Below are 19,150 nucleotides of genomic sequence, written 5' to 3' on the forward strand. Positions count from 1 at the left end.
TCTGGTGGTCTGGGCACCTCTGCAGGCGCGACGACGGCGGCTGCGGCGGGCGGTCAGCCCTTGACGGAGCCGATGAGCATGCCCTTGGCGAAGTGCTTTTGCAGGAACGGGTAGAAGATCAGGATGGGCAGGGTGGCCACCACGATCACGGCGAACTTGATGCCCTGCTCCGGCGGGATGTAGTTCGGGTCCACGTTTCCGGTGCCGAGGAGGTCCGAGGAGGCGGTGACCTGGCGCAGGTACATCTGCAGGGTCCACTTGGAGTTGTCCGAAAGGTAGAGCAGGGGTGACATGAAGTCGTTCCAGATCCCCACGGCGTAGAACAGCGCGAACGTTGCGAGGACCGGTTTGGATAGCGGCAGCAGGATCCGCCAAAGAATCCCCACTTCGGTGGCGCCGTCCATCTTGGCGGATTCCTCCAGCTCCGCGGGGAGCTCCTGGAAGAAGTTCTTGATGATGATCAGGCTGAACGGGTTGATCGCTGCGGGCAGGATCAGCGCCCAGTAGGAGTTGAGCAGGCCCAGGTCCTTGACCAGCAGGAAGGTGGGGATCATGCCGCCGGAGAACACCATGGCGAAGACCACCAGGGACAGGATCAGCTGGCGGCCGCGGAGGTTCCGCTTGGCCAGCGGGTAGGCCATGGTGACGGTCAGGATCAGCTGCACCACGGTACCCACCACTGTGACGAGCACGGTGGTGATCAGTGCCCGGGTGAACGCCTGGGTGGAGAAGATGTATTCGTAGGCGCCCAGGGAAAACTGTTCCGGCCAGACGAAGAAGGCCCGCCGGGTGATCTCGGCTTCGGTGGCGAACGAGCCCGCGAAGACGTAGACGAACGGCAGCAGCGTGATGATGCCGATCAGGGCCAGGAAAACATAGTTGACGGCGTCGAAGATCCGCCCGCCGGTGGTGTTGTGAATCTTCATTAGAACAGTCCGCTCTGGTTGAATCGCTTGGCCAGGGCGTTGGTGCCGAAGATCAGCACGATGCCCACCAGGGATTTGAACAGTCCCACCGCGGTGGAGTAGGAGTAGGCGCCCTGGGTGATGCCCACGAAGTACACGTAGGTGTCAAAGACGTCCGCTACATCGCGGTTGAGAGCGTTGGTCATGAGGTAGATCTGCTCGAAGCCGGTATTGAGCATCTGCCCGATCGCCAGGATGAGCATCACGATGATGGTGGAGCGGATCCCGGGCAGGGTGATGTGCCAGACCCGGCGGAACCGGCCGGCGCCGTCGATGATGGCTGCCTCGTACTGGTCCTGGTCCACGGTGGCCAGGGCGGCGAGGAAGATGATGGTCCCCCAGCCGGTGTTCTTCCAGATCTCCTGCAGGATGATCAGCGGCCGGAACCAGGCCGGATCGGACAGGAAGTCGATGTCCGTGCCCAGGACGTTGTTGATGAACAGGAACAGCGGGCCGAAATCCAGGGCGAAGAGCAGGAAGCTCAGCGACGCCACGATGGTCCAGGACAGGAAGTGCGGGATGTAGACCAGGGTCTGGACGGTGCGCTTGAGGATGGTGAGGCGGACCTCGTTGAGCAGCAGTGCCAGCACGATGGTCAGCGGGAACGCGATGCCCAGGTTCAGGAACGCGAGGATCAGCGTGTTGCCCAGCAGCCGGCCGAAGTCAGGGTTGGAGAAGAAATCTGTGAAGTGCTGGAAGCCCACCCACGGGCTGGCGTTCACGCCCAGGAACGGGACGTAATCCTTGAACGCGATACTGACGCCATACATGGGGGCGTAGCGGAACACCGCGAAATACAGCACGCCAGGAAGGAGGAGCAGATACAACCACTTGTAATGCGCGAAGTGGACGGAGAACTTGCCGCGCGGGACTTTGGGGGCCTTGGGTGGCTTGCCGCCCCGCTTCTGGGCTTTGCCGGGTTCCGCCCCCGCACCGTCGCCGGCGCCGATGTTCGAGGCCAGGGCGTCTGTCAGTTGCGACATGCAGGCCTCCTTTCTGGTGGTGATGATCCGCTGCAGGCCGGCCCGTGCACTGGGTGCGGGGCCGGCCGGCAGCGGCGGGCGGATGCTACTTGTTGTCCTGCCAGAGCTTGTTGATCTCTTCCTTGACCTTCTCGCCGCCGCTGGTGTTCCACAGCTTGATGGCGTCCTTCAGGCCCTGCTCATCGATCTGGCCGGCGAGGTACTTGATCCGCGCGTCGGCCACGATGTTGTCCAGCTGGGCGCCCTTGGACACGTAGGTGGCCGAGACATACGGTGCTGCCGGGTTGTAGACGGCGCTCTTGAGATCCTCTGCCATCACTTCAACGCGCTTGTCGAAGACCTGCTGTTCGTACTCTGAGGCCTGCTTGACCGGGTAGAAGCCGTTGCCTGCCACGTTCATGCCCAGTTGCGCGTAGCTCTTGATATCGGTGGCAACCGCCTTGCCCTCAGGGGTTTCAGGCTTGATCGGAGCCGCGGCGCCATCCTCCAGCGCGAAGTTCACGCCCTCAATGCCGTTGTTGAGCAGTATCGCGGCGTCCTTGCTGTTCAAGGTGTTGATGAATTCCAGGACCTTGGTCAGTTCAGCTTCGGTGCGGACGCTGGATTTGGGGACGGCAAGGAACCCGGAGTAGCCGTCCGTGGGGTGGGCGTGCAGTTCGCCGTCGGGGCCCTTCAGGTTCCCGACAAAGCCGACCTTATTCTCGAAGTTGTTGGGGTCCGCCTGCTTGAACAGGTTGATGAGGACACTGACGCGGGAGTCGACGTCCACAATGATGCCACCCTTGCCGTTGAAGAACGGTTCGTTCCACTTGGTTCCGTCGAAGGTGGCGAAGTCCGGGTTGATGAGCTTCTCATCCACCATCTTCTTGACGAAGCGGTTGGCCTCGAGGAATTCCTCCGTTTCGAAGCTCGGGATGAGCTTCCCGTCCTTCTCCGTCCAGCGGTTGCCGGCGCCGTACCATTCCTCGATCAGGTCATAGGGGCTGTTGGATCCCAAGGCACCCCACTTGGGGATGGTGATGCCCCAGGTATCGTCCTGCCCGTTTCCATCCGGATCCTGTTCCGTGAAGGCCTTCGCCACCTTGTAAAGGTCCTCGGTGGTTTTGGGCGCTTCCATGCCCACCTTGTCCAGCCAGTCCTGGCGGAACATAACAGCGGCGCGCATGGGAGCCCGGCCGCGGTACACCCCGAAGACCTTGCCGTTGATGCTCGCATTCTGCTGGATGTCAGGGAACGTGGTCTTCAGGTTGGGGTATTTGTCCAGCTTGTCGGTGAGGTCCCAGAAGGCACCGGCTTCCGCGTTCTTGACGAATCCCGGCGACTTGCTCTGCACCACCATGACGTGCGGGATCTCGGAGGAAGCCAGGGTGATGTTCATCTTGTCTTCATAGGAGGCGTTTGGCGTCCAGGTGATGTTGACGTCCTTGCCGGTGATTTCTTCCAGCTTCTTCTGGACGGCGCCGTCCGCTCCCGGCGGCTGGGCCTCCAGGAAGGGCGCCATAATGCTGACCGTGGTCAGGTCCGCTGCGGGTGCCTCGCCCCCGCCGCTGCAGGCGGTCAGGGTCAGGGCCGTGGCGGTCACGACGGCGGCGGCCAGGCTGAGTTTTCTGTTAATCATGGTGTTCCTTGTCCACTTCTTCGGGGTTGAATCGGTCAGTTTGGTTGGTGCAGTTCGGTTGGTGCAGTTCGGTTCAGTTGGCGGTGCGCGTCAGGTTCCGGGGGCGGTCTGCCCAACGGGGATTGCCCGGCGGGCCTATCAGTTCCAGGCAGAGCGTGGCGTTGAGGGCCCACTGGGAGGCCCAGTTGGTGGAGATGGCGGGATGTTCGACGACGGGCTGCCAGGTCTGTGCGTGCTGCAGCGATTCGGCGAAAGGGGCGGAGAGTCCGCCGCCCGCGTTCTCGAGCAGGATGTCCCACGCCTTGGCAGCCAGTTCTTCGTCGCGGTAGTACCAGGCGCCGTAGGCCATCATGCCCGTGGCCATGGAGGGCCAGCTGAAATGGGAATCGTCCAGGGCACCGCCGGTCAGGCGCTGCTTCTCCTCTTCCGGGAGCGCATAGAACCTGCCGAAATCGGCCAACATGCGGCGGAAGCCCTCATGGTCCAGCGCCTCGGCAACCTCCATCCAGACCTGCGGCGAACCGAACGCGATGATCATGTGGAAGCCGCCCTCCGTTCCCGTGAACATGTGGTGCAGGTCCAGGGCCCTGGCGTCGAACTCAACGGTGGGTCCGGACAGCAACCCGTGCGGCATGGCCTCGAGCTGGCTGATGCCCTTGGTGATCCGGTCCTTCCACTGGGCGTCTCCGGTGCGCTCATATTCGCTGAACCAGTTGGAGACCAGCGCAGACCAGTCCGGGCCGATCCGGATGTGCGTCCGTTCCGGCGTGCGCTCATAGAACTCGCGCATGGGGTCCAACCGGTCCAAAGCGTGTTCGGCATCGCGCACCTCGGAGAGGAGTTCCCCGATGCGTTCGTCTCCGGTGAGGAAGTAGTAGTACCGGTGCAGGCCGGCCATGCTGATCCGGACTTCCTTGCAGCCGCAGCCCCAGTGGACCACGTTGTGCCGCGAACCCAGCTGCGAGTATTCGCCGAAGTGGTGCCGGTCCACCTCGGCGCTGTGCCACGTCATGGCCTCGGCGAGCCGGAAAGCCCGGGCATCTCCGGTGCGCAGGAACGATTGCCAAAGCCACATGTTGGGCGCGAGTTCGTTGTTGGCCCAGGCGAAGCCGCCCAGATCGTAACGCCACTGGTGGCGGTACTGGTCATAGCTGTGCATAAAGTCGCCGAAGTTCCAGTAGCCGTACCAGCCCCGCTGCTCAACCTCCTGGGTGTAGAAATCGACGAGGCCGTCGAGCCGCTGTTCCACCGCAGCCCCGGCCTGAACCGTTTCCGGCAGCCCCCACGTGGTGCCGGCAGCGCGGGACGAGTAGTAGAGCTCCGGGGAGCAGACCGGCTGGGCCGGCTCCTGGCGTTCACAGGCGAGCTCCCACAGCCAGCCGTTGGATGGTGAATTGTCCACGAAGTCAAAGGAAATGTGGGAGGTGTTAGCCACGCCCTCCGGGGTGGATCGCAGCTCGTCGAAGCCCTCGTAGGCGCTCGGCACGTAGCATTCGTCCGAGTAGTGGCGCAGGTCCATTGGCTCCACGGATTCGGCCCAGGACCAGGCGGTGAAGGAGGCGGTGTCCCCCGCCATGCCGTCCACTTCCAGGGCTGCAGGGAACTTCTGCCAGAACCCGCGCAGGGTGACTGCCACGCCTCCGGTGGTGTCGCCGGCATACAGGAGGCCCTTGCTGCGGTGGCCCTTGCCCATCCGGACGGGAAGCAGCTTGGCCGCCGTCTGCTTCTCCAGCCGGAAGTAGTCCTCGGATTCCTGGGTGACCCGGAAGGCGGACCAGACGGCGTTCTGCCGTCCGACAGCGAACAGGGCGGCGGTATCTGCCGATTCTTCGACGGCGTCACCAGCAAGTTGGCGGGCGTAGTCAGGGTTGTCGCCGCTGAACGGCCGCGTGTAGAGCGACTGCACGGGTTCGGTGTAGACGGCGGTGTCCCCGGCGATGCTGACGCGGCGGTTCAGCAGGTCCCCGCTCAGGCTCCTGTCGAGCCGCAGCCCGAGACCCTTGATGATCCGGTCCTTCGCGGCGTCCTGGAACAGCAGGGTCTGGGTAACCTGCACAGTGGGCTGGCCGGCGAAGAAGGTGAGACGGATGATGAACCGGAGCAGTTCAGTGCCACCCGCGGTCACCGATCCTTCAATCCGGAGCACAGTCCGCACAGCCCCTGGGGTTTCGATGCCCGCGGACTCAACGCTCACTTCTACATCCGGCGCACTGACCACGAGGCGAAGTGCATCGCCGAGCTGACTCCCGTCAGGGGCAATAAACGGGCCTGTTAGTGCCTCTCCGGTGTTCCCGGCAAGCCCCGGAACGGTCACGGCGAACGCTCCGGTGTCGACGCGGATGGCGCCACCTTCCTGGGTAGCCAGCAGACGGGGCACCAGTGCGGCTGCTGCCCTGCCCGGCGCGGGCACAGTCTCCAAGTCCGGCGCCAGCACCGGCTCCAAGCCCCCGGCCTCCGTTCCGGCTGGAACCACCACAGCGTGGGCAGTCCACTTCACACTGCCATCCGGCCAGAAAGCCAGCGGTCTGGCCTCGTGAACCAGCGCAGCATTGGCGAGCCGGAGGTTCCCGACGTGGTCAGGGGCCAGCTCGCCCTCGCTCCACGGCCGGCCAAAGGACGCCGCCGTATTAGCCCGCGGTGCCTGTTCAAGCCATTTCACAGTGAGCGCTCCTCTTTGATGTCTTCCAGGACCAGGTAGTCGTAGGCCCCCAGGGTGTGTACGCCACCGGTCAGCGTGATGGCGGGATGACCCAGGTGTGATCCGGCTGCGGAATGGACGTCACTCCTGGTGAGCAGCCTGCGCGCGGGACGCGCCAGGGTGAACGTGCCCGGTTCGCCGCCCATGTTGACCAGCCAGTGCTGAAGCCGGCCGTTGCGCCAGCGCGGGTAATCCACCACCGTGCCGCCGGCGGTGCGCACAGTGGGCAGTACCCCGGCGCACGCATGCTCGACGACGGCGGCAAGCGCCGCGCCGTCGTCGTCCGCTCCCCCGGTCCCGGGGTGGGCACCCAGCAGAATCATCCGGCCCGCGCCGATCCGGCGTTCGGTGGCGAATTCGAGGCCTTCCGCAGGACCTGCGGTGACCGTTCCCAGAGCGGCTGCCGCGCGGGGTGATTCAGATTCGGGCAGGCGGAAGAAAGTGCTCATGCGGGAGAGGACGACGTCGTGACCCAGGATGCTGCCCCGGGAACCTGAGCCGGTGGCCGGGAACTGGAAAACGGATTCGACGCCGGCCGCGGCTTCCAGACCGCCGAGGGCGGAGTCAGCATGCCAGGTGTGGTGTTCCGTCCGGCCGCCGGTCCCGGGTCCGCAGACCCAGGTCCCGCCGGCATGGACCCAGTCAAGGATCCGCTCCCTGTCCTTTGCCGGCAGGTGGTGGACGAACGGGGTGAACAGCACACGGACGCCGGCAAGGGAGGCGTCCACCGGTAGGAGTGACCGCTGGATACCCGCCCGGACCAGTCCTGCGTGGAACGCCGAGATCAGGCCGCGGTAGCCGGACCCGTCACCCGCTTCGCTTGCCAGGAAGGCCTTGGCGTGGTCCGAATAGTGGACGGCAACGGCGGGCCGCGCCGGGCTGCTGTGGTCCAGCAGTGGCTTCATGGCAGGAAGCATCGCGCCGACTGCCTCGGTGCTGGTGTAACCGATGGTGGGTTGGCCCCATGCACTGACCACCGAACCGTGCGCCTGCTCGCTGCCGCCGCGGTGTTGGCGGAAATGCCAGAACAGGAATCCGGCGGACCCTGAAGCGTAGTTGGCAAAGGCCTCCGCTTCGACAAAGCCCTGCGGGTGCGGCACACCGTAATTTTGCACGGAGCCGCCGTGGCTGGGGCTGGTTTCCATCAGGACGGTGCGGCGGGACTTGGCCAGCCCCGGGAAATAGTCCAGGTTCATCAGGAACGCGGAATGGTTATCCGCGGCCGGGTAAGTATCGAAGCTGGAGAAATCCAGGCCGTCAAAGAGTGCTGCGTTGTCCAGATCGAAGCCGAAGCCGCTGTTGTGCGTTACAGGCAAGTTGCTGTGGGTGCGGATGATGTCCGTCTGCTCGCCGGCAAACCGGTTAATGTTCTCCTGGCTGAACAGCCTGAAATCGTTGACCAGCGACGTGTTGTGGAGGAAGGGTGTGGGGCCGGGAAGGGGCACCTGGGCGAAGTCTTGATACGTTTCACTCCAGACCGAGGAATGCCATGCACTGTTAAGCAGTTCCACCTCCTGGTACTTGGCGGTGAGCCACCCGGCCCACAGCCCGGCGCACGTTGGGCAGTGGCAGCCGCCCACATGGGACTTGAACTCGTTGTCCAACTGCCAGGCCAGCACCCGGGAGTCGTTTCCGACGGCGGCTGCGAGGGCCTGAGTGATCCGTGCTGCCTTTTCGCGGAAGACCGGGTTGTTCGTACAGATGTGCTGCCGTGAGCCGTGACCCAGCGCGACGCCGTCGGCCGTATGATGCAGCCGCTCCGGCTGACCGTGCGTCAGCCAGACCGGCGGGGTCACCGTAGGGGTGCAGAGGATGGCTTTTATTCCGTTTGTACCCAGCACGTCGAGGGCGCGCTCCAGGATGTCCAGGCGGATATGGCCGTCTTCCGGTTCAAGGGCAGACCACATGAACTCACCCAGCCGGGCCGTGTTCATGCCCAGCCGGGCCATGTGTGCAGCGTCGGCGTCAAAGGTTGCGGCGTCGAGGACCTCTGGATAGACCGCGGCGCCATAGAGGAGGCGGCCGTCAAAAAGCTGGCCGTTGGAACGCTGGCCGTCAATCAGCTCAGGCAACGGGAGCCCCCTGCTGCAGGGGACGGGCGGCAGCCAGGTCAGGCGCCGCTGTCATGCCAGGCGCCGCTGTCATGGCGGGCGCCGTTGTCATGCCAGGTGCCGGAGCCAGGTCCGCCACCGATTCGTCGTTGGCAGTGAAGAAGCGGTCGCACAGCCAGCCGGTCACATACAGCCAGGCACCAATGCTGAAGAAGGGGATCAGTCCGGGGAGCGTACGGCTGGCATAAACTGCCGCGGCGCTGACAAAGAGCAGGATGACCGTGCCGGCCAGGTGCCGGACCGCGAAGCGCGAGGAGGTCATCAGATACTGCGCCAGCGGAAGTTCGTAGCGGGCGTAAAGCGGGAACAGGTAGCAGACCACGCCGGCCAGGAAAAGTGCGCCCACGAAAGTGCCGGCAGCCAAGAGTTCGGACATCAGGCCATCAGCCCGTGACGCGTAGTTCCAGTTCATCACCAGGACAACGGCTACAGCAATCACGGGTAAGGACAGGGCATTAGCCCGGGCGAAGTTCGCGAAGTACTCACGGGTGAAGGATTTGAGGAGCGGCGCGGCCTCACCGCGGGATCTGCGCCGGACCAGGATGTGCGCCGCAGCCGTTGCCGGCCCTACTCCCAGGACGCCCAAACCCAACAGCGTGAAGAGTATCCACAGCAGGTTCAAACAGGCGATCCAGAGCAGGGTGTCGAAGAATGCGTAAGCACGTGCACTGAAGGCTCCAGTCAGCATGGCAAAGCTCCGTTCGGTTCTCCATCGTTGCAGAAACGGTTCCAAAAGTGGGTCGCGTCACATGAGTAATCGGTTTCTCACAACGTAGACCCCTTCCCGCAAGCGCGTCAAGCGAAATTTTGAATCGTTACATTGCTGGAATCGCAGGCGGTCAAAGCATCAGGTTGAACACTGGAAAGCGCTTGCCGGACTGCGGTATGCTGGCGCATGACTGCCGGCCGGCGCTTGCTGGCTCATGCTTTGGGCAGCCGCCACACTTGTCCGCTCCGGCGCGGTCCCGAACGGCTGGAGCCAAGATTCCTTATGCCTGCGGGCAGAAACGGAGACCCATGGGAACGTCAGCCGGCACCGACGCCGAGTTCCAGTCCCGGAACGAACATCCAGTCCAGGCCCCAACGCCAGCCACTGCGCCAGTCCAAACCCCAACGTCAGCCACTGTGCCAGTCCAGGCCCCAAAGGCCCCAACGTCAGCCACTGCGCCAAGCCAAGCAGCGCGGATAGCGCTGGTAGGCGTCCACGGCTTCGGCTCGCACCACCTGCGCAACCTTGAGCGGCTTCAGGCGGCCGGCGTCGTCGAACTCGTGGCAGTGGCCGATCCCCAGCCGCCCGCGCCCGGATCCGTGCCGGCAACGGCGGCAGTTCATCCCGGGCTCACCGAACTCCTGGCTGCCGAGCCGGACCCTGACGTGATCATCGTGGCCACGCCCATCCAAACCCACGCGCCACTCGGTTTGGCCGCCTTGGCCACTGCTGCGGACCTTTATCTCGAGAAGCCGCCGGTGGCATCACTTGCTGACTTCAACGCCCTCTGCGAGGCTGCCCAAAAGTCCGGCCGGAGCGTCCAGATCGGCTTCCAAAGCCTCGGATCCCATGCACTGGCGGCCATTGAGGAACTCGTGGCAAGCGGTGCCATCGGCACCCTGGAAGGCATCTCGGCCACGGGCCGCTGGGTCCGGGACAGGGCGTACTACAAGCGCTCCCGCTGGGCCGGAAAACGGAGCATCGATGGGGTTGACGTGGTTGACGGGGTGGCGACCAATCCCTTGGCCCACGCTGTGGCAACAGCCTTGCGGATCGCCGGTGCGCGCACCATGGCGGATGTCGCCTCGGTGGAGACGGACCTCTACCGCGCCAACGACATCGAATCCGATGACACCTCAGTCATCCGGATCCGCACCACCGCAGGACTGCCGGTCACCTGTGCTCTCACGATCTGCGCCACCGAGTCGGTGGAGCCCTACGTGACGCTGCAGGGCTCCGAGGGCAAGGCCGTATTCCACTACACGGAGGACCGCCTCACCGTCACCACCGCGGCGGGACAGAGTGAGCAGGTTTTCGGCCGGGACGATCTCACCGAAAACCTCATCGCCCACCGCCGCGACGGCACCGCCCTGATCAGCCCGCTCCTGGACAGCGGAGCCTTCATGCTGGTGCTGGAAGCCATCCGGACCGCGCCGCTGCCGGCCCTGATCGGCAGCGAGTACGTCCAGTGGGTCGGAGAGGGCGATTCCGCCCACGCCGTCGTCGTCGGGATTGAAGACGCCCTCGAACGGGCCACGCGTGACCATGCCACCTTCAAGGAACTCGGCCTGGCGTGGGCGCGCTGACCGCTACCGGCCTGCTGACCGACGGCCTCGCCAATTGCCTGACGGCGTCCCTCAAGCCAGTCTTCGGCTGGCAACTGGCCCATCCGGAGGACGCTGACCCCGCCGCTGCCACGCAGACCGGTTACGAAATCGCCGTCCAGGACCCGGAGGGGGCGGAGATCTGGTGCTCCGGGCCCGTCCCTTCCGGAGTGCAAGCCAACATCGCCCACGGCGGACCTGCTCTGGCAGAAGACGCGGACTATAGCTGGCGCGTCCGGGTCCGTGACTCCGCCGGGCGCCAAGGGCCATGGTCCGAACCCGGCCGCTTCGGCACCGGACTCTCAGACACCGGGTGGGACGCTGACTGGATCCACCGGGCACAAGGCGGCCGGGCTCCCCTGGAAATCGTGGACGGCGCCCTGCGGGTGGCAGGCTCACCCTTCCTGCCGCTCCCCTGCGCCCCGGTCCGACAAGTGCGCGTGGAAGCCCGCCTCAAGCCGGTGATGGGCTGGGCCGGACTGCTCCTGCGCAGCACGGGCCCCGGAACCGGGCTCCTGCTGGAACTGAACTCAGGGGGCAACGTTGTCCTGCGGCGCGCCCCCGCCTGGGAAATTCCCGCCGCTGCGGCTCCGGACACCGAGGTACTTGCCAGCGCCCAGCTTGAACTTGCTGTCCAGTCCGCTCAGGAGCGGCTGCCCGGCAAGGACCTGGTCCCCGGCACCTGGCATGATCTGGCAGTTGACGACGACGGCACCAGCATCACTGTCAGCCTCGACGGCGCCGAACTGCTCACTGTGGCCGAGCCTGCCGCCCCAGGGTTTCACGGTCAGCTTGCACTCCACCAGGGCCCGCGCAGCCAAGCGGAGTACGCGTCCCTGCGCGTGATCACCCCGGCCCCTGCTGGCGGCGGGGTATTGCTGGACCACCGGTTCGGCGGCCCAGCGGCCGAAGCCCTCGAAGTGCTGAGCAGCTGGACGCAGACCACCACCCACCGGCAGCCCGACGAATGGACGCTCTTCCGCTCTACCGTCCGGCTCACGGGAACGGTCGCCCGCGCACGCCTTTTTGCCGCGGGAAGCCATCATGCCCAGCTGGCCGTGGACGGCACCACCTGCCTGAGCATCACCTCCTTCGGGTACCCCGGGGAGGGATATTACGACGCCGCCGATGTCACCGCGCAGCTCAGCGCCTTTACTCCCTCGCCAAGCTCCGCACTCCTGCCAACGGCGGTTCCGCTGACAGCCCTGCTGCACTGGTACGGTCCCGGCCAGGGCAGGGCCGCAGGAGTTCCCGGGCTGCTGGTCCGGCTCAGCGTGGACTACACCGACGGGCGCCGCGAGGTCTTCGGTTCCGGAACGGACTGGACGGCCGAGGAGGCGCCCTACCGCCAATCGGGCTACCGCAACGACGAAGGCGATCCCGTGGAACACCTCGACGGGGAGGCCACGTCAGCACTGGCTGCCGTACACGATCTGTTGCCCGCCCTCAGCTATGGCGCCCACCCGGTCCCCGATTTCCCGGCCCTGCACCCGCGGCGTACATCCCTCGCCGAGACCTTTGTTGCACCGCAAGCATTCGTCACGGCAGCAGACGGCACCCTGGTGGCGGACTTCGGCCAGGTCATCCCGGCCCGTCCGGAGGTGGACTTCCTCAACGGCGTGGCTGGCCGGACCGTCATGATCCGGGCGGGCTACGTCCTGGACGACGCCGGCCGGGTGGACACGCGCAAGACCGCCAGCCAGAACACGGACATGTCCTTCCCGTACACCCAGGCTGACGGCCAGCAGGAGTTCCGCGCCACCGTCCATCTCGGCTTCCGGTACCTGGAAATCCCCGGGGTGGAAGCGGCGGACCTTTCCCGGGTGGGAGCCGTTGTAGTGCACGGCAGGCATCCCCAGGAAGGAAGCTTCAGCAGTTCCGATTCCACCCTGGATGCGGTGTTCGGGCTGCTGCGCGATTCCGCTCTCTACGGCGTGCAGGAGCAGTTCGTGGACACGCCCACCCGTGAAAAGGGCCAGTTCCTCGGCGACGCCGTCAACATCTCGTACGCCACCATGGCACTGTTTGGGGAGCATGCTTACACCGCACAAGCGCTGCGGGAATTCGGCTGGTCAGCTTCCCGCTACTGGACCGATGGCGGGGACCTGGGGCGCTACAACGCGGTCTACCCCAACGGCGACGGGAAACGGGACATCCCGGACTTCTCGCTCATGATGCCGGAGTGGGCGGAAGAATACTACCTGCGGACCGGTGACCTCGCGCTGATCCGGGACCTGCTTCCACATCTGTGTAACACTGCCGGCTACGCGCTGCCGGACCTCGCCACGGAAGGCCCGACGGCGGGATTGGTCACCGGACTGGGAGGCGGCTCCGGCCCGTATCTGCACGGCATCGTGGACTGGCCCGCACCCGGACGCTTCGGCTACGACATGGATTGCGCTGCCAAAACCACCGTGAATGCGCAGGCGTATTCAGCGCTGATTTCCACGGCCCGGCTGTGCAGCTTGGCAGGTGACGAGGATGCTGCCGTGCGGTACGCCGGCCACGCCCACGCCCTGGCCGAAAGCATCCGTTCCCGCCTGCGGGTTAACGGGGTGATGGTGGACGGCCTTCACGCCGACGGAACCCCCAGCGCACACGCCTCCCAGCACGCCACGTCCTTCCCGCTGTCCCTGGGAATCACCGATCCGGACCATGTGGTGGCCGATGCTCAGAGGATCGCGGGCCAGGGAATGCGGCAGGGACCCATGACTGTCCACCGGCTGGTGCGCGCACTGCTCACCGCCGGGATGACCGACGCAGTGCTCGATCTGCTCACCAACCCCGGCCAGCCCGGCTGGGCACGGCTCCTCGATCAGGGCGCCACCTTCACGTGGGAAGCCTGGGACCTGGCGGACGGCACGGACTACAGCCAATCCCACGCGTGGTCCGCGTCCGTACTGAAGGAAATTCTGGAGTTCCTGCTCGGAGTGCGGACCACCATCCCGGGTGGCAATGAACTCCTGATCGAACCACCGGTGTGCCGGCTCGAACACGCCACAGGAAGTGTCCCGCTGCCCAACGGCTATGCCACAGTCCGCTGGCAGCGGACCCCGGAGGGAATGCACCTGCAGTGCACGGTTCCCGCCGGCGTTAGCGCCACGGTCCGGCTTCCGGAGGGGAACTACGGAATCCAAGGCCCGACGGCGGAGCGCGCCGACGTGCGCTCGCGGGATTTCAGGATCCACAGCGGGACCTGGACCTTCACGCCGGCCGACGCATCCTGACGGCCACTCCTGACGGCCTCCCAAGGCGAACGACGCCGGGTGCGGTTCGCATCCGGCGTCGTTCATTCCAGGTTAACTCCTTCTTAGGTGAGCGAACCCTTGATCTCCTCGATCGACTTCTTTGCCGCTTCCTGCGGGGAGATACGGCTGAAGTGCACTTCGGTGGCGTACCGGGTCAGGACTTCTGAAACGGGGCTTGATCCGGCGGGGGGCACGGCCGGGGCCTCGCCTACTTCATCGGCGATGTCGTCAATGAACTTTGCGGTCAGCGCGTCCGTAGGAGTCAGTTTCGGAGCCACGGCCGCGCGGACTTCCGAGTTGCCCGGAATGCCACGGTCTGCCAGCGCTATTTCGCCGGCTTCCGTGCTGTTGGCCAGGAAATCAATGAACTTCTGGACTTCCGCCGGGTGCTTGGTCCGGGAGCTCGCAGACCAAAATTGCGAAGCCTTGTAGAACTGCTCAGCCTTGGCCGCATCGCCCTCCACGCTCGGCGGCCGGTGGATTTCCAACGCCTGTCCCGAGGCCTTGGTCAGCGCGCCCAACTGGTTGGACCACACCCACCCCAGAGCGACGCGGTTCGTCGCAAGGCCCTGCTGATCCAGTGATGCGCTGGCATCTTCAGTCATCACGGACGCGGGCGGGACGGCCTTGGAGTCCCGCAGTCCGGCCTGCATCTCGAAGTATTTGATGGCGTCCGCCTCGTCAAAGCCCAGGCCGCCGTCGTTGGTGAAAAGGGACTTCCCGTGCTGGCGCAACCAAAGGTTGAAGGAGGCGTCCCCAGTAATGGCACCCGAACCGTAGACACCTTCCTTGCTCTTGCCGGTGATTTCCGCTGCTGTTTTCTTATAGTCCTCCCAGGTCCAGCTTGAGCTGTCCGGCAGGGTCACGCCGCTGGCTGACAACAGCGAAGGATTGGCCAGAACCACCAGGGCGTTCATGCCGGCCGTCACAGCGAACTGACCGGCATCTGTCTTGCCGGCGTCGGCTGCGGCCTGATCAAACTTTGAAAGATCCACGTCTTTCAGCTCCAACAGGGCACCGCGATCGGCGTATTCGCCAAGATACTGGGCGTCCATCTGGATGACGTCTGGCGCGTCCTGGGAGGCAACCTGCGTGGCCAGCTTGTCCCAGTAGCCAGACCAATCGCCGTACTCCCCCTGGATGTCGATGTTGGGGTTTTTGGCTTCAAAGGCTTCAATCAGCTCCTGCGTCATTTTGTGCCGGACGTCAGAGCCCCACCAGCTGAAGCGAAGGGTGACAGGCCCGTCCGAGGCGGCCGGTGAGCTGCCGCTGCAGCCAGTCAGGGCAAGCGCCAGGGCAGCCAGAACAGCCGCAGTTTTGGGGAGCGTGGATTTTCGTGCACGAAAGAGCATTCGATGTCCTCTGATCTGGCGGCTGGTAACGATGCAAGAAACCGCTTTCTGGAAGCATAGGTGTGAGCCAGGCCACGCGTCAATAACTCACACAAACTTGCTTTTACTCACAAGGAAGATCAGTGCCGCGCAGAGCGGGAGTCAGCGCGAGACTCTGTGGCAGTTCAGTGCCGCGCAGAGCGGGAGTTCAGCGCCGGACTCCGGGTTGGTTCAGCGGAGGGCGCGGCGGGAGTTCAGCCAGAGGAGTAAACCGATCACCGCGGCAGAGAGCATCCCGAGGGCTCCGGTGACTACCAGGCCGGTGCGCACGCCGAACTCCTCGGTGAGCCAACCCGCCAGCAGTCCGCCCAGGGCGTGGCCGCCCAGCAGGAGCGGAAGGTACAGCGCCATCACCCTCCCACGGACTTCGGGACCGGCCTCCAGCTGGACCTCGGTGGCGGCGCTCGTCAGGAAGAGCAGGGTCATCAAACCCACCACCGCCAGCATCACGGTGAAGAGAACGAGGGTTGGCATCAGGGCCGCCACCAACTGTGCCAGGCCGAACAGGGCCGCCGCTGCCACAATCCCTTTCCGGCCCAGCGTCCGCAGCCGTGCGGCGAGCAGTGCACCGGCCAACGCTCCAACGGCGCTCACTGTATTGAACAAACCGAAACCTTCAACACCGTTGTGCCAGACCCGTTCCGCAAAGGCTGCCAGCACCACGGGTCCGTTCATTCCGAATGCCCCCAGCAGCCCGGCAAGGGCAATGGTCAGGAGCAGGGTGGGCCGCTCGCGGACGTAGCGGAAGCCTGCCAGAAGTTGGCCGCGGCCCCGGACCGCGGGCGTACCAGGATAAAGTTCACCGGGCCGAATCGCGGCGATCATGCCAAGAACCAGCAGGCCCAGAAGAGCGTTTGAGGCGAAGGCTGCGGCGGATCCGGCCACGGCGATCTCCAATCCGCCCAGCGCGGGTCCGGCCATGGCCCCGAGCTGGCCAATGGCGTTGTTGAGTCCAATGGCGGGGCGGAGTCCGGCGTCGCCCACCACTTCGTTGACAAACACTGTCCGCGTAGGACCGTCAATCGCGGAGGTGACGCCCAGTGCAATGCAGCTTCCGTAGACCATCCACACGGTGATATTGCCGGTTGCGGCCGAGGCTGCGAGGCCCGCAGCAAGCAGGACGATCACCGATTGGCACACCATCATGATGCGGCGTTTGGGGAACATATCCACCAGCAGGCCGCTGAGGGGGCCGATGATCAGCATCGGCAGGAACTGCAACGCGACGGCTATGCCCACCGCGGCCGGACTCCCGGTCAGCTGCAGCACCAGCCAGTCCTGAGCGAGCCGCTGCATCCAGACGCCCATGCTGCCTGCCAGCGACATACCCATAAACAAGCGGTAGTTGTACCGGGTCAGCGGGTGATACCAGCGGGCCCGCCCTGTGGGGTTTCGAAGGGATTCTGCGGACTGTGGGCTGTCGGAAGACACGACGCGTCGCTCAGCTCGGTAGTAACGGGAGGGTGTCGGTGCTGCAGGAACTAAAGGCTAGGCGCGGTTGGACCGGAGCTTGACAGCCGCGGCGGCCAGGATCAGTGTGCCGGGGACCACCACAAAGAGGGCCACCAGCATCCACACAAAGACCACGGCGCCGAGGAGAGCCGAAACCAGGAGGAGTGAGCCGGTCCAGTCCCGGAGGGACAGCGCCTTGCCGGCGTTGAGGGCGGAGGACCAGGCGGCCGACGGCGTGTTGGCGCTCTCTGGGCGGGAGTCCAGTTTGGCGCCGGAGAAGTCGGACCACGCGGCGGTGGTGCGCAGGAGCAGCACGGCTCCCGCGGCTGCCAGGACCAGCGTGGCCGGAAGGACCACAGAGCTGCCCGGCAGTTGCCCCACCATCGAGAGCAGGAGGTTAAGGACAATCACGACGGCGGCTGCCGCCGTCGTGAGTCCCAGTTTCCAGCTGCCCGGCAGGGCAGTCCGGAATGTGCCCCAGAGGCCGCGGATGGAATCATCCCGCCCGGAGAGGTGCCGTTCCAGATGGGCGATCCCCGCCGCATAGGCGGCGGGGATCGTGACCAGCGGAATGGACAGCACCAGCACCAGCAGTCCGGCCAGGAGGGTCTCGGAAAACAGGGCGAAGCGGTTCACCGGGATGGGTTCCCGATCGGGTGCGGGTGTGGTGCTGTCCATGATGCTCATTTTCTGACTCGGTAATCCCGGGCCGTTAGCCCTTGAGGCCTTGGGTGGAGACGCCTTCGACGATGTAGCGCTGGAAGACGAGGAAGAAGATCAGCACCGGGAGCAGGGCCAGGACGGACATCGCGATCATGGCACCGTAGTCCGAGGACTGGGTTTGGTCCACGAAGAGGCGCAGTGCCAGTGGGAGCGGGTATTTGTCCGGGGTGTTCAGGTAGAGCAGCGGGCCCAGGAAGTCGTTCCAGCTCCAGATGAAGGAGAAGATCGAGGTGGAGATCAGGGCCGGTTTCATCAGCGGGAGCATGATGGCGGTGAAGATCCTCACGTGCCCGGCACCGTCGATGCGTGCTGCCTCGTCCAGTTCTGCCGGGAGGTTGCGCATGAACTGGACCATGAGGAAGACGAAGAACGCGTCTCCGGCGAGGAATTTGCCGATCAGCAGCGGCACGTAGGTGTCTACGAGGCCGAGCTGGTTGAAGATGATGTACTGCGGGATGATGACCACGTGGAACGGCAGGAGCAAGGTGGCGATCATCATGCCGAAGAACACGCTGCGGCCGGGGAACTTGATCCGGGCGAACGCATAGGCCGAGACACTGGCGGAGAGGACGGTGCCGACGACGGCGCCGATGGCCAGGATCAGGGAGTTGGTGAAGAACGTCAGGGTGGAGACCCCGCCGATCCCTTCCATGGCCGTGACGAAGTTGTCCATGCTGAAGTTCTCTGACCACAGCGAGGTGTTCGCCCCGCCGATCTCAGCGTTCGGCTTGAAGGATGAGGCGATCATCCACAGGCCCGGGTAGAGGACCACGCAGGTCAGGGCCAGGGCCACGGCATGGAAGATGGTGCTCTTGACCCGCTTGGCCGTGAGGGACTCGGATTTCGGGTTGTACTCCGGGACCTGTGCGTCCGGGGTGGACTGGGTGGGGGTTGCCATGGTTGTCATTTTGAGTCCCCGCTGTAGTGGACCCAGCCCTTGGACGTGCGGAAGATGATCAGCGTGATGATGCCGACCACGATCAGGAGCAGCCAGGCCATTGCCGAGGCGTAGCCCATCCGGAAGTCGGAGAAGCCGCGCAGGTACAGGTAGAGGGTGTAGAAGAGGGTGGAGCCGGCCGGGCCGCCTTCACCATTGGAGATGATGTAGGCGGAGTTGAAGATCTGGAATGCGTGGATGGTTTCCATCAGGAGGTTGAAGAAGACCACCGGGGAGAGCATGGGCCAGGTGATGTTCAGGAACTTCCGGATGGGACCGGCGCCGTCCATCGAGGCCGCTTCGTAGAGGTCCGCGGGGATCTGCTTGAGGCCGGCGAGGAAGATGACCATCGGGGCGCCGAACTGCCAGACGGTCAGCAGGATGAACATGGCCATGGTCATGGAGGGGTTGCCCACCCAGCCGCCGAGGTTGATCCCGAAGAAGGACAGGCCCTGGTCCACGGGGCCGGAATCGCCGAACATGGCTTTCCAGACGATCGCGATGGACACGGACGCGCCGATCAGGGACGGGGCGTAGAACGCGGACCGGTAGAAGCCCTGGCCCTTGCGCTTGCTGTTCAGGAGCATCGCCACGGCCAGGGCGGCGGCGAGCTTGAGCGGGGTACCGAAGACCACGTAGGACACTGTCACGCCCACCGACTGCAGGAACCGTTCGTCCTGGAACATGGTGGTGTAGTTATCCAGCCCGATC

General features: G+C 64.9%; 13 protein-coding genes. 2 read left to right on the forward strand and 11 right to left on the reverse strand.

The genetic code is table 11. The features are described 5' to 3' along the window. Positions 1–53 precede the first annotated feature (53 nt). The 6 genes from ACP7AX_RS15760 to ACP7AX_RS15785 all read right to left on the reverse strand — a co-directional run bounded on the left by ACP7AX_RS15760 (position 54) and on the right by ACP7AX_RS15785 (position 9,063). Positions 54–926, reverse strand: coding sequence for a carbohydrate ABC transporter permease (locus tag ACP7AX_RS15760; protein WP_426227682.1), 873 nt, complete (start codon positions 924–926; stop codon positions 54–56). Then, a complete protein-coding gene (locus ACP7AX_RS15765; RefSeq protein WP_426227684.1) occupies positions 926–1,948 on the reverse strand; it encodes an ABC transporter permease in 1,023 nt (340 codons plus the stop codon). The genes ACP7AX_RS15760 and ACP7AX_RS15765 overlap by 1 nt, the downstream gene beginning before the upstream one ends. 85 nt (positions 1,949–2,033) lie before the next feature. Then, the gene (locus tag ACP7AX_RS15770; protein ID WP_426227686.1) at positions 2,034–3,566 is read right to left on the reverse strand and encodes an extracellular solute-binding protein; all 1,533 of its coding nucleotides are present in this window, start codon (positions 3,564–3,566) and stop codon (positions 2,034–2,036) included. A 73-nt stretch (positions 3,567–3,639) separates the two neighbouring features. Further along, positions 3,640–6,225, reverse strand: a complete 2,586-nt coding sequence (locus tag ACP7AX_RS15775) for a hypothetical protein (RefSeq protein ID WP_426227688.1) — start codon at positions 6,223–6,225, stop codon at positions 3,640–3,642. Then, on the reverse strand, positions 6,222–8,336 hold the full coding sequence (locus tag ACP7AX_RS15780; protein ID WP_426227690.1) for a beta-galactosidase: 2,115 nt from the start codon (positions 8,334–8,336) through the stop codon (positions 6,222–6,224). The genes ACP7AX_RS15775 and ACP7AX_RS15780 overlap by 4 nt, the downstream gene beginning before the upstream one ends. Further along, positions 8,329–9,063: a YesL family protein gene (locus tag ACP7AX_RS15785; protein ID WP_426227692.1), complete on the reverse strand. Its 735-nt coding sequence runs from the start codon at positions 9,061–9,063 to the stop codon at positions 8,329–8,331. Before ACP7AX_RS15785 ends, ACP7AX_RS15780 begins: the two co-directional genes overlap by 8 nt. A gap of 329 nt (positions 9,064–9,392) precedes the next feature. Here ACP7AX_RS15785 and ACP7AX_RS15790 point away from each other — a divergent pair, with 329 nt between their 5' ends. Continuing rightward, complete coding sequence (locus tag ACP7AX_RS15790) at positions 9,393–10,670, forward strand: Gfo/Idh/MocA family protein (RefSeq protein ID WP_426227694.1); 1,278 nt, start codon at positions 9,393–9,395, stop codon at positions 10,668–10,670. After that, entirely contained in the window at positions 10,658–13,915 is a 3,258-nt protein-coding gene (locus ACP7AX_RS15795; protein ID WP_426227696.1) for a family 78 glycoside hydrolase catalytic domain, read from the forward strand. The genes ACP7AX_RS15790 and ACP7AX_RS15795 overlap by 13 nt, the downstream gene beginning before the upstream one ends. Positions 13,916–13,998: 83 nt before the next feature. Here ACP7AX_RS15795 and ACP7AX_RS15800 read toward each other — a convergent pair whose 3' ends face one another. The 5 genes from ACP7AX_RS15800 to ACP7AX_RS15820 all read right to left on the reverse strand — a co-directional run. Continuing rightward, the gene (locus tag ACP7AX_RS15800; protein ID WP_426227698.1) at positions 13,999–15,288 is read right to left on the reverse strand and encodes an ABC transporter substrate-binding protein; all 1,290 of its coding nucleotides are present in this window, start codon (positions 15,286–15,288) and stop codon (positions 13,999–14,001) included. 210 nt (positions 15,289–15,498) lie between these two features. Beyond that, positions 15,499–16,758 (reverse strand): MFS transporter, encoded by a 1,260-nt coding sequence (locus tag ACP7AX_RS15805; RefSeq protein WP_426227700.1) that lies wholly within the window; start codon positions 16,756–16,758, stop codon positions 15,499–15,501. 57 nt (positions 16,759–16,815) lie between these two features. Further along, on the reverse strand, positions 16,816–17,466 hold the full coding sequence (locus ACP7AX_RS15810; RefSeq protein ID WP_426227702.1) for a Poxvirus protein I5: 651 nt from the start codon (positions 17,464–17,466) through the stop codon (positions 16,816–16,818). A gap of 25 nt (positions 17,467–17,491) precedes the next feature. Beyond that, positions 17,492–18,409, reverse strand: coding sequence for an ABC transporter permease subunit (locus tag ACP7AX_RS15815; RefSeq protein ID WP_131684283.1), 918 nt, complete (start codon positions 18,407–18,409; stop codon positions 17,492–17,494). After that, a partial coding sequence (locus ACP7AX_RS15820) for a carbohydrate ABC transporter permease (protein WP_426227705.1) occupies positions 18,406–19,150 on the reverse strand: 745 nt, incomplete at its 5' end. The genes ACP7AX_RS15820 and ACP7AX_RS15815, both read right to left, overlap by 4 nt.

Source organism: Pseudarthrobacter sp. DSP2-3-2b1 (assembly GCF_049895945.1).
Lineage (GTDB): Bacteria > Actinomycetota > Actinomycetes > Actinomycetales > Micrococcaceae > Arthrobacter.

Coding starts and splice junctions, on each gene's coding strand:
- ACP7AX_RS15760 (WP_426227682.1), bottom strand. CDS start 926: ATGAAGATTCACAACACCACCGGCGGGCGGATCTTCGACGCCGTCAAC.
- ACP7AX_RS15765 (WP_426227684.1), bottom strand. CDS start 1,948: ATGTCGCAACTGACAGACGCCCTGGCCTCGAACATCGGCGCCGGCGAC.
- ACP7AX_RS15770 (WP_426227686.1), bottom strand. CDS start 3,566: ATGATTAACAGAAAACTCAGCCTGGCCGCCGCCGTCGTGACCGCCACG.
- ACP7AX_RS15785 (WP_426227692.1), bottom strand. CDS start 9,063: ATGCTGACTGGAGCCTTCAGTGCACGTGCTTACGCATTCTTCGACACC.
- ACP7AX_RS15790 (WP_426227694.1), top strand. CDS start 9,393: ATGGGAACGTCAGCCGGCACCGACGCCGAGTTCCAGTCCCGGAACGAA.
- ACP7AX_RS15800 (WP_426227698.1), bottom strand. CDS start 15,288: ATGCTCTTTCGTGCACGAAAATCCACGCTCCCCAAAACTGCGGCTGTT.
- ACP7AX_RS15810 (WP_426227702.1), bottom strand. CDS start 17,466: ATGAGCATCATGGACAGCACCACACCCGCACCCGATCGGGAACCCATC.
- ACP7AX_RS15815 (WP_131684283.1), bottom strand. CDS start 18,409: ATGACAACCATGGCAACCCCCACCCAGTCCACCCCGGACGCACAGGTC.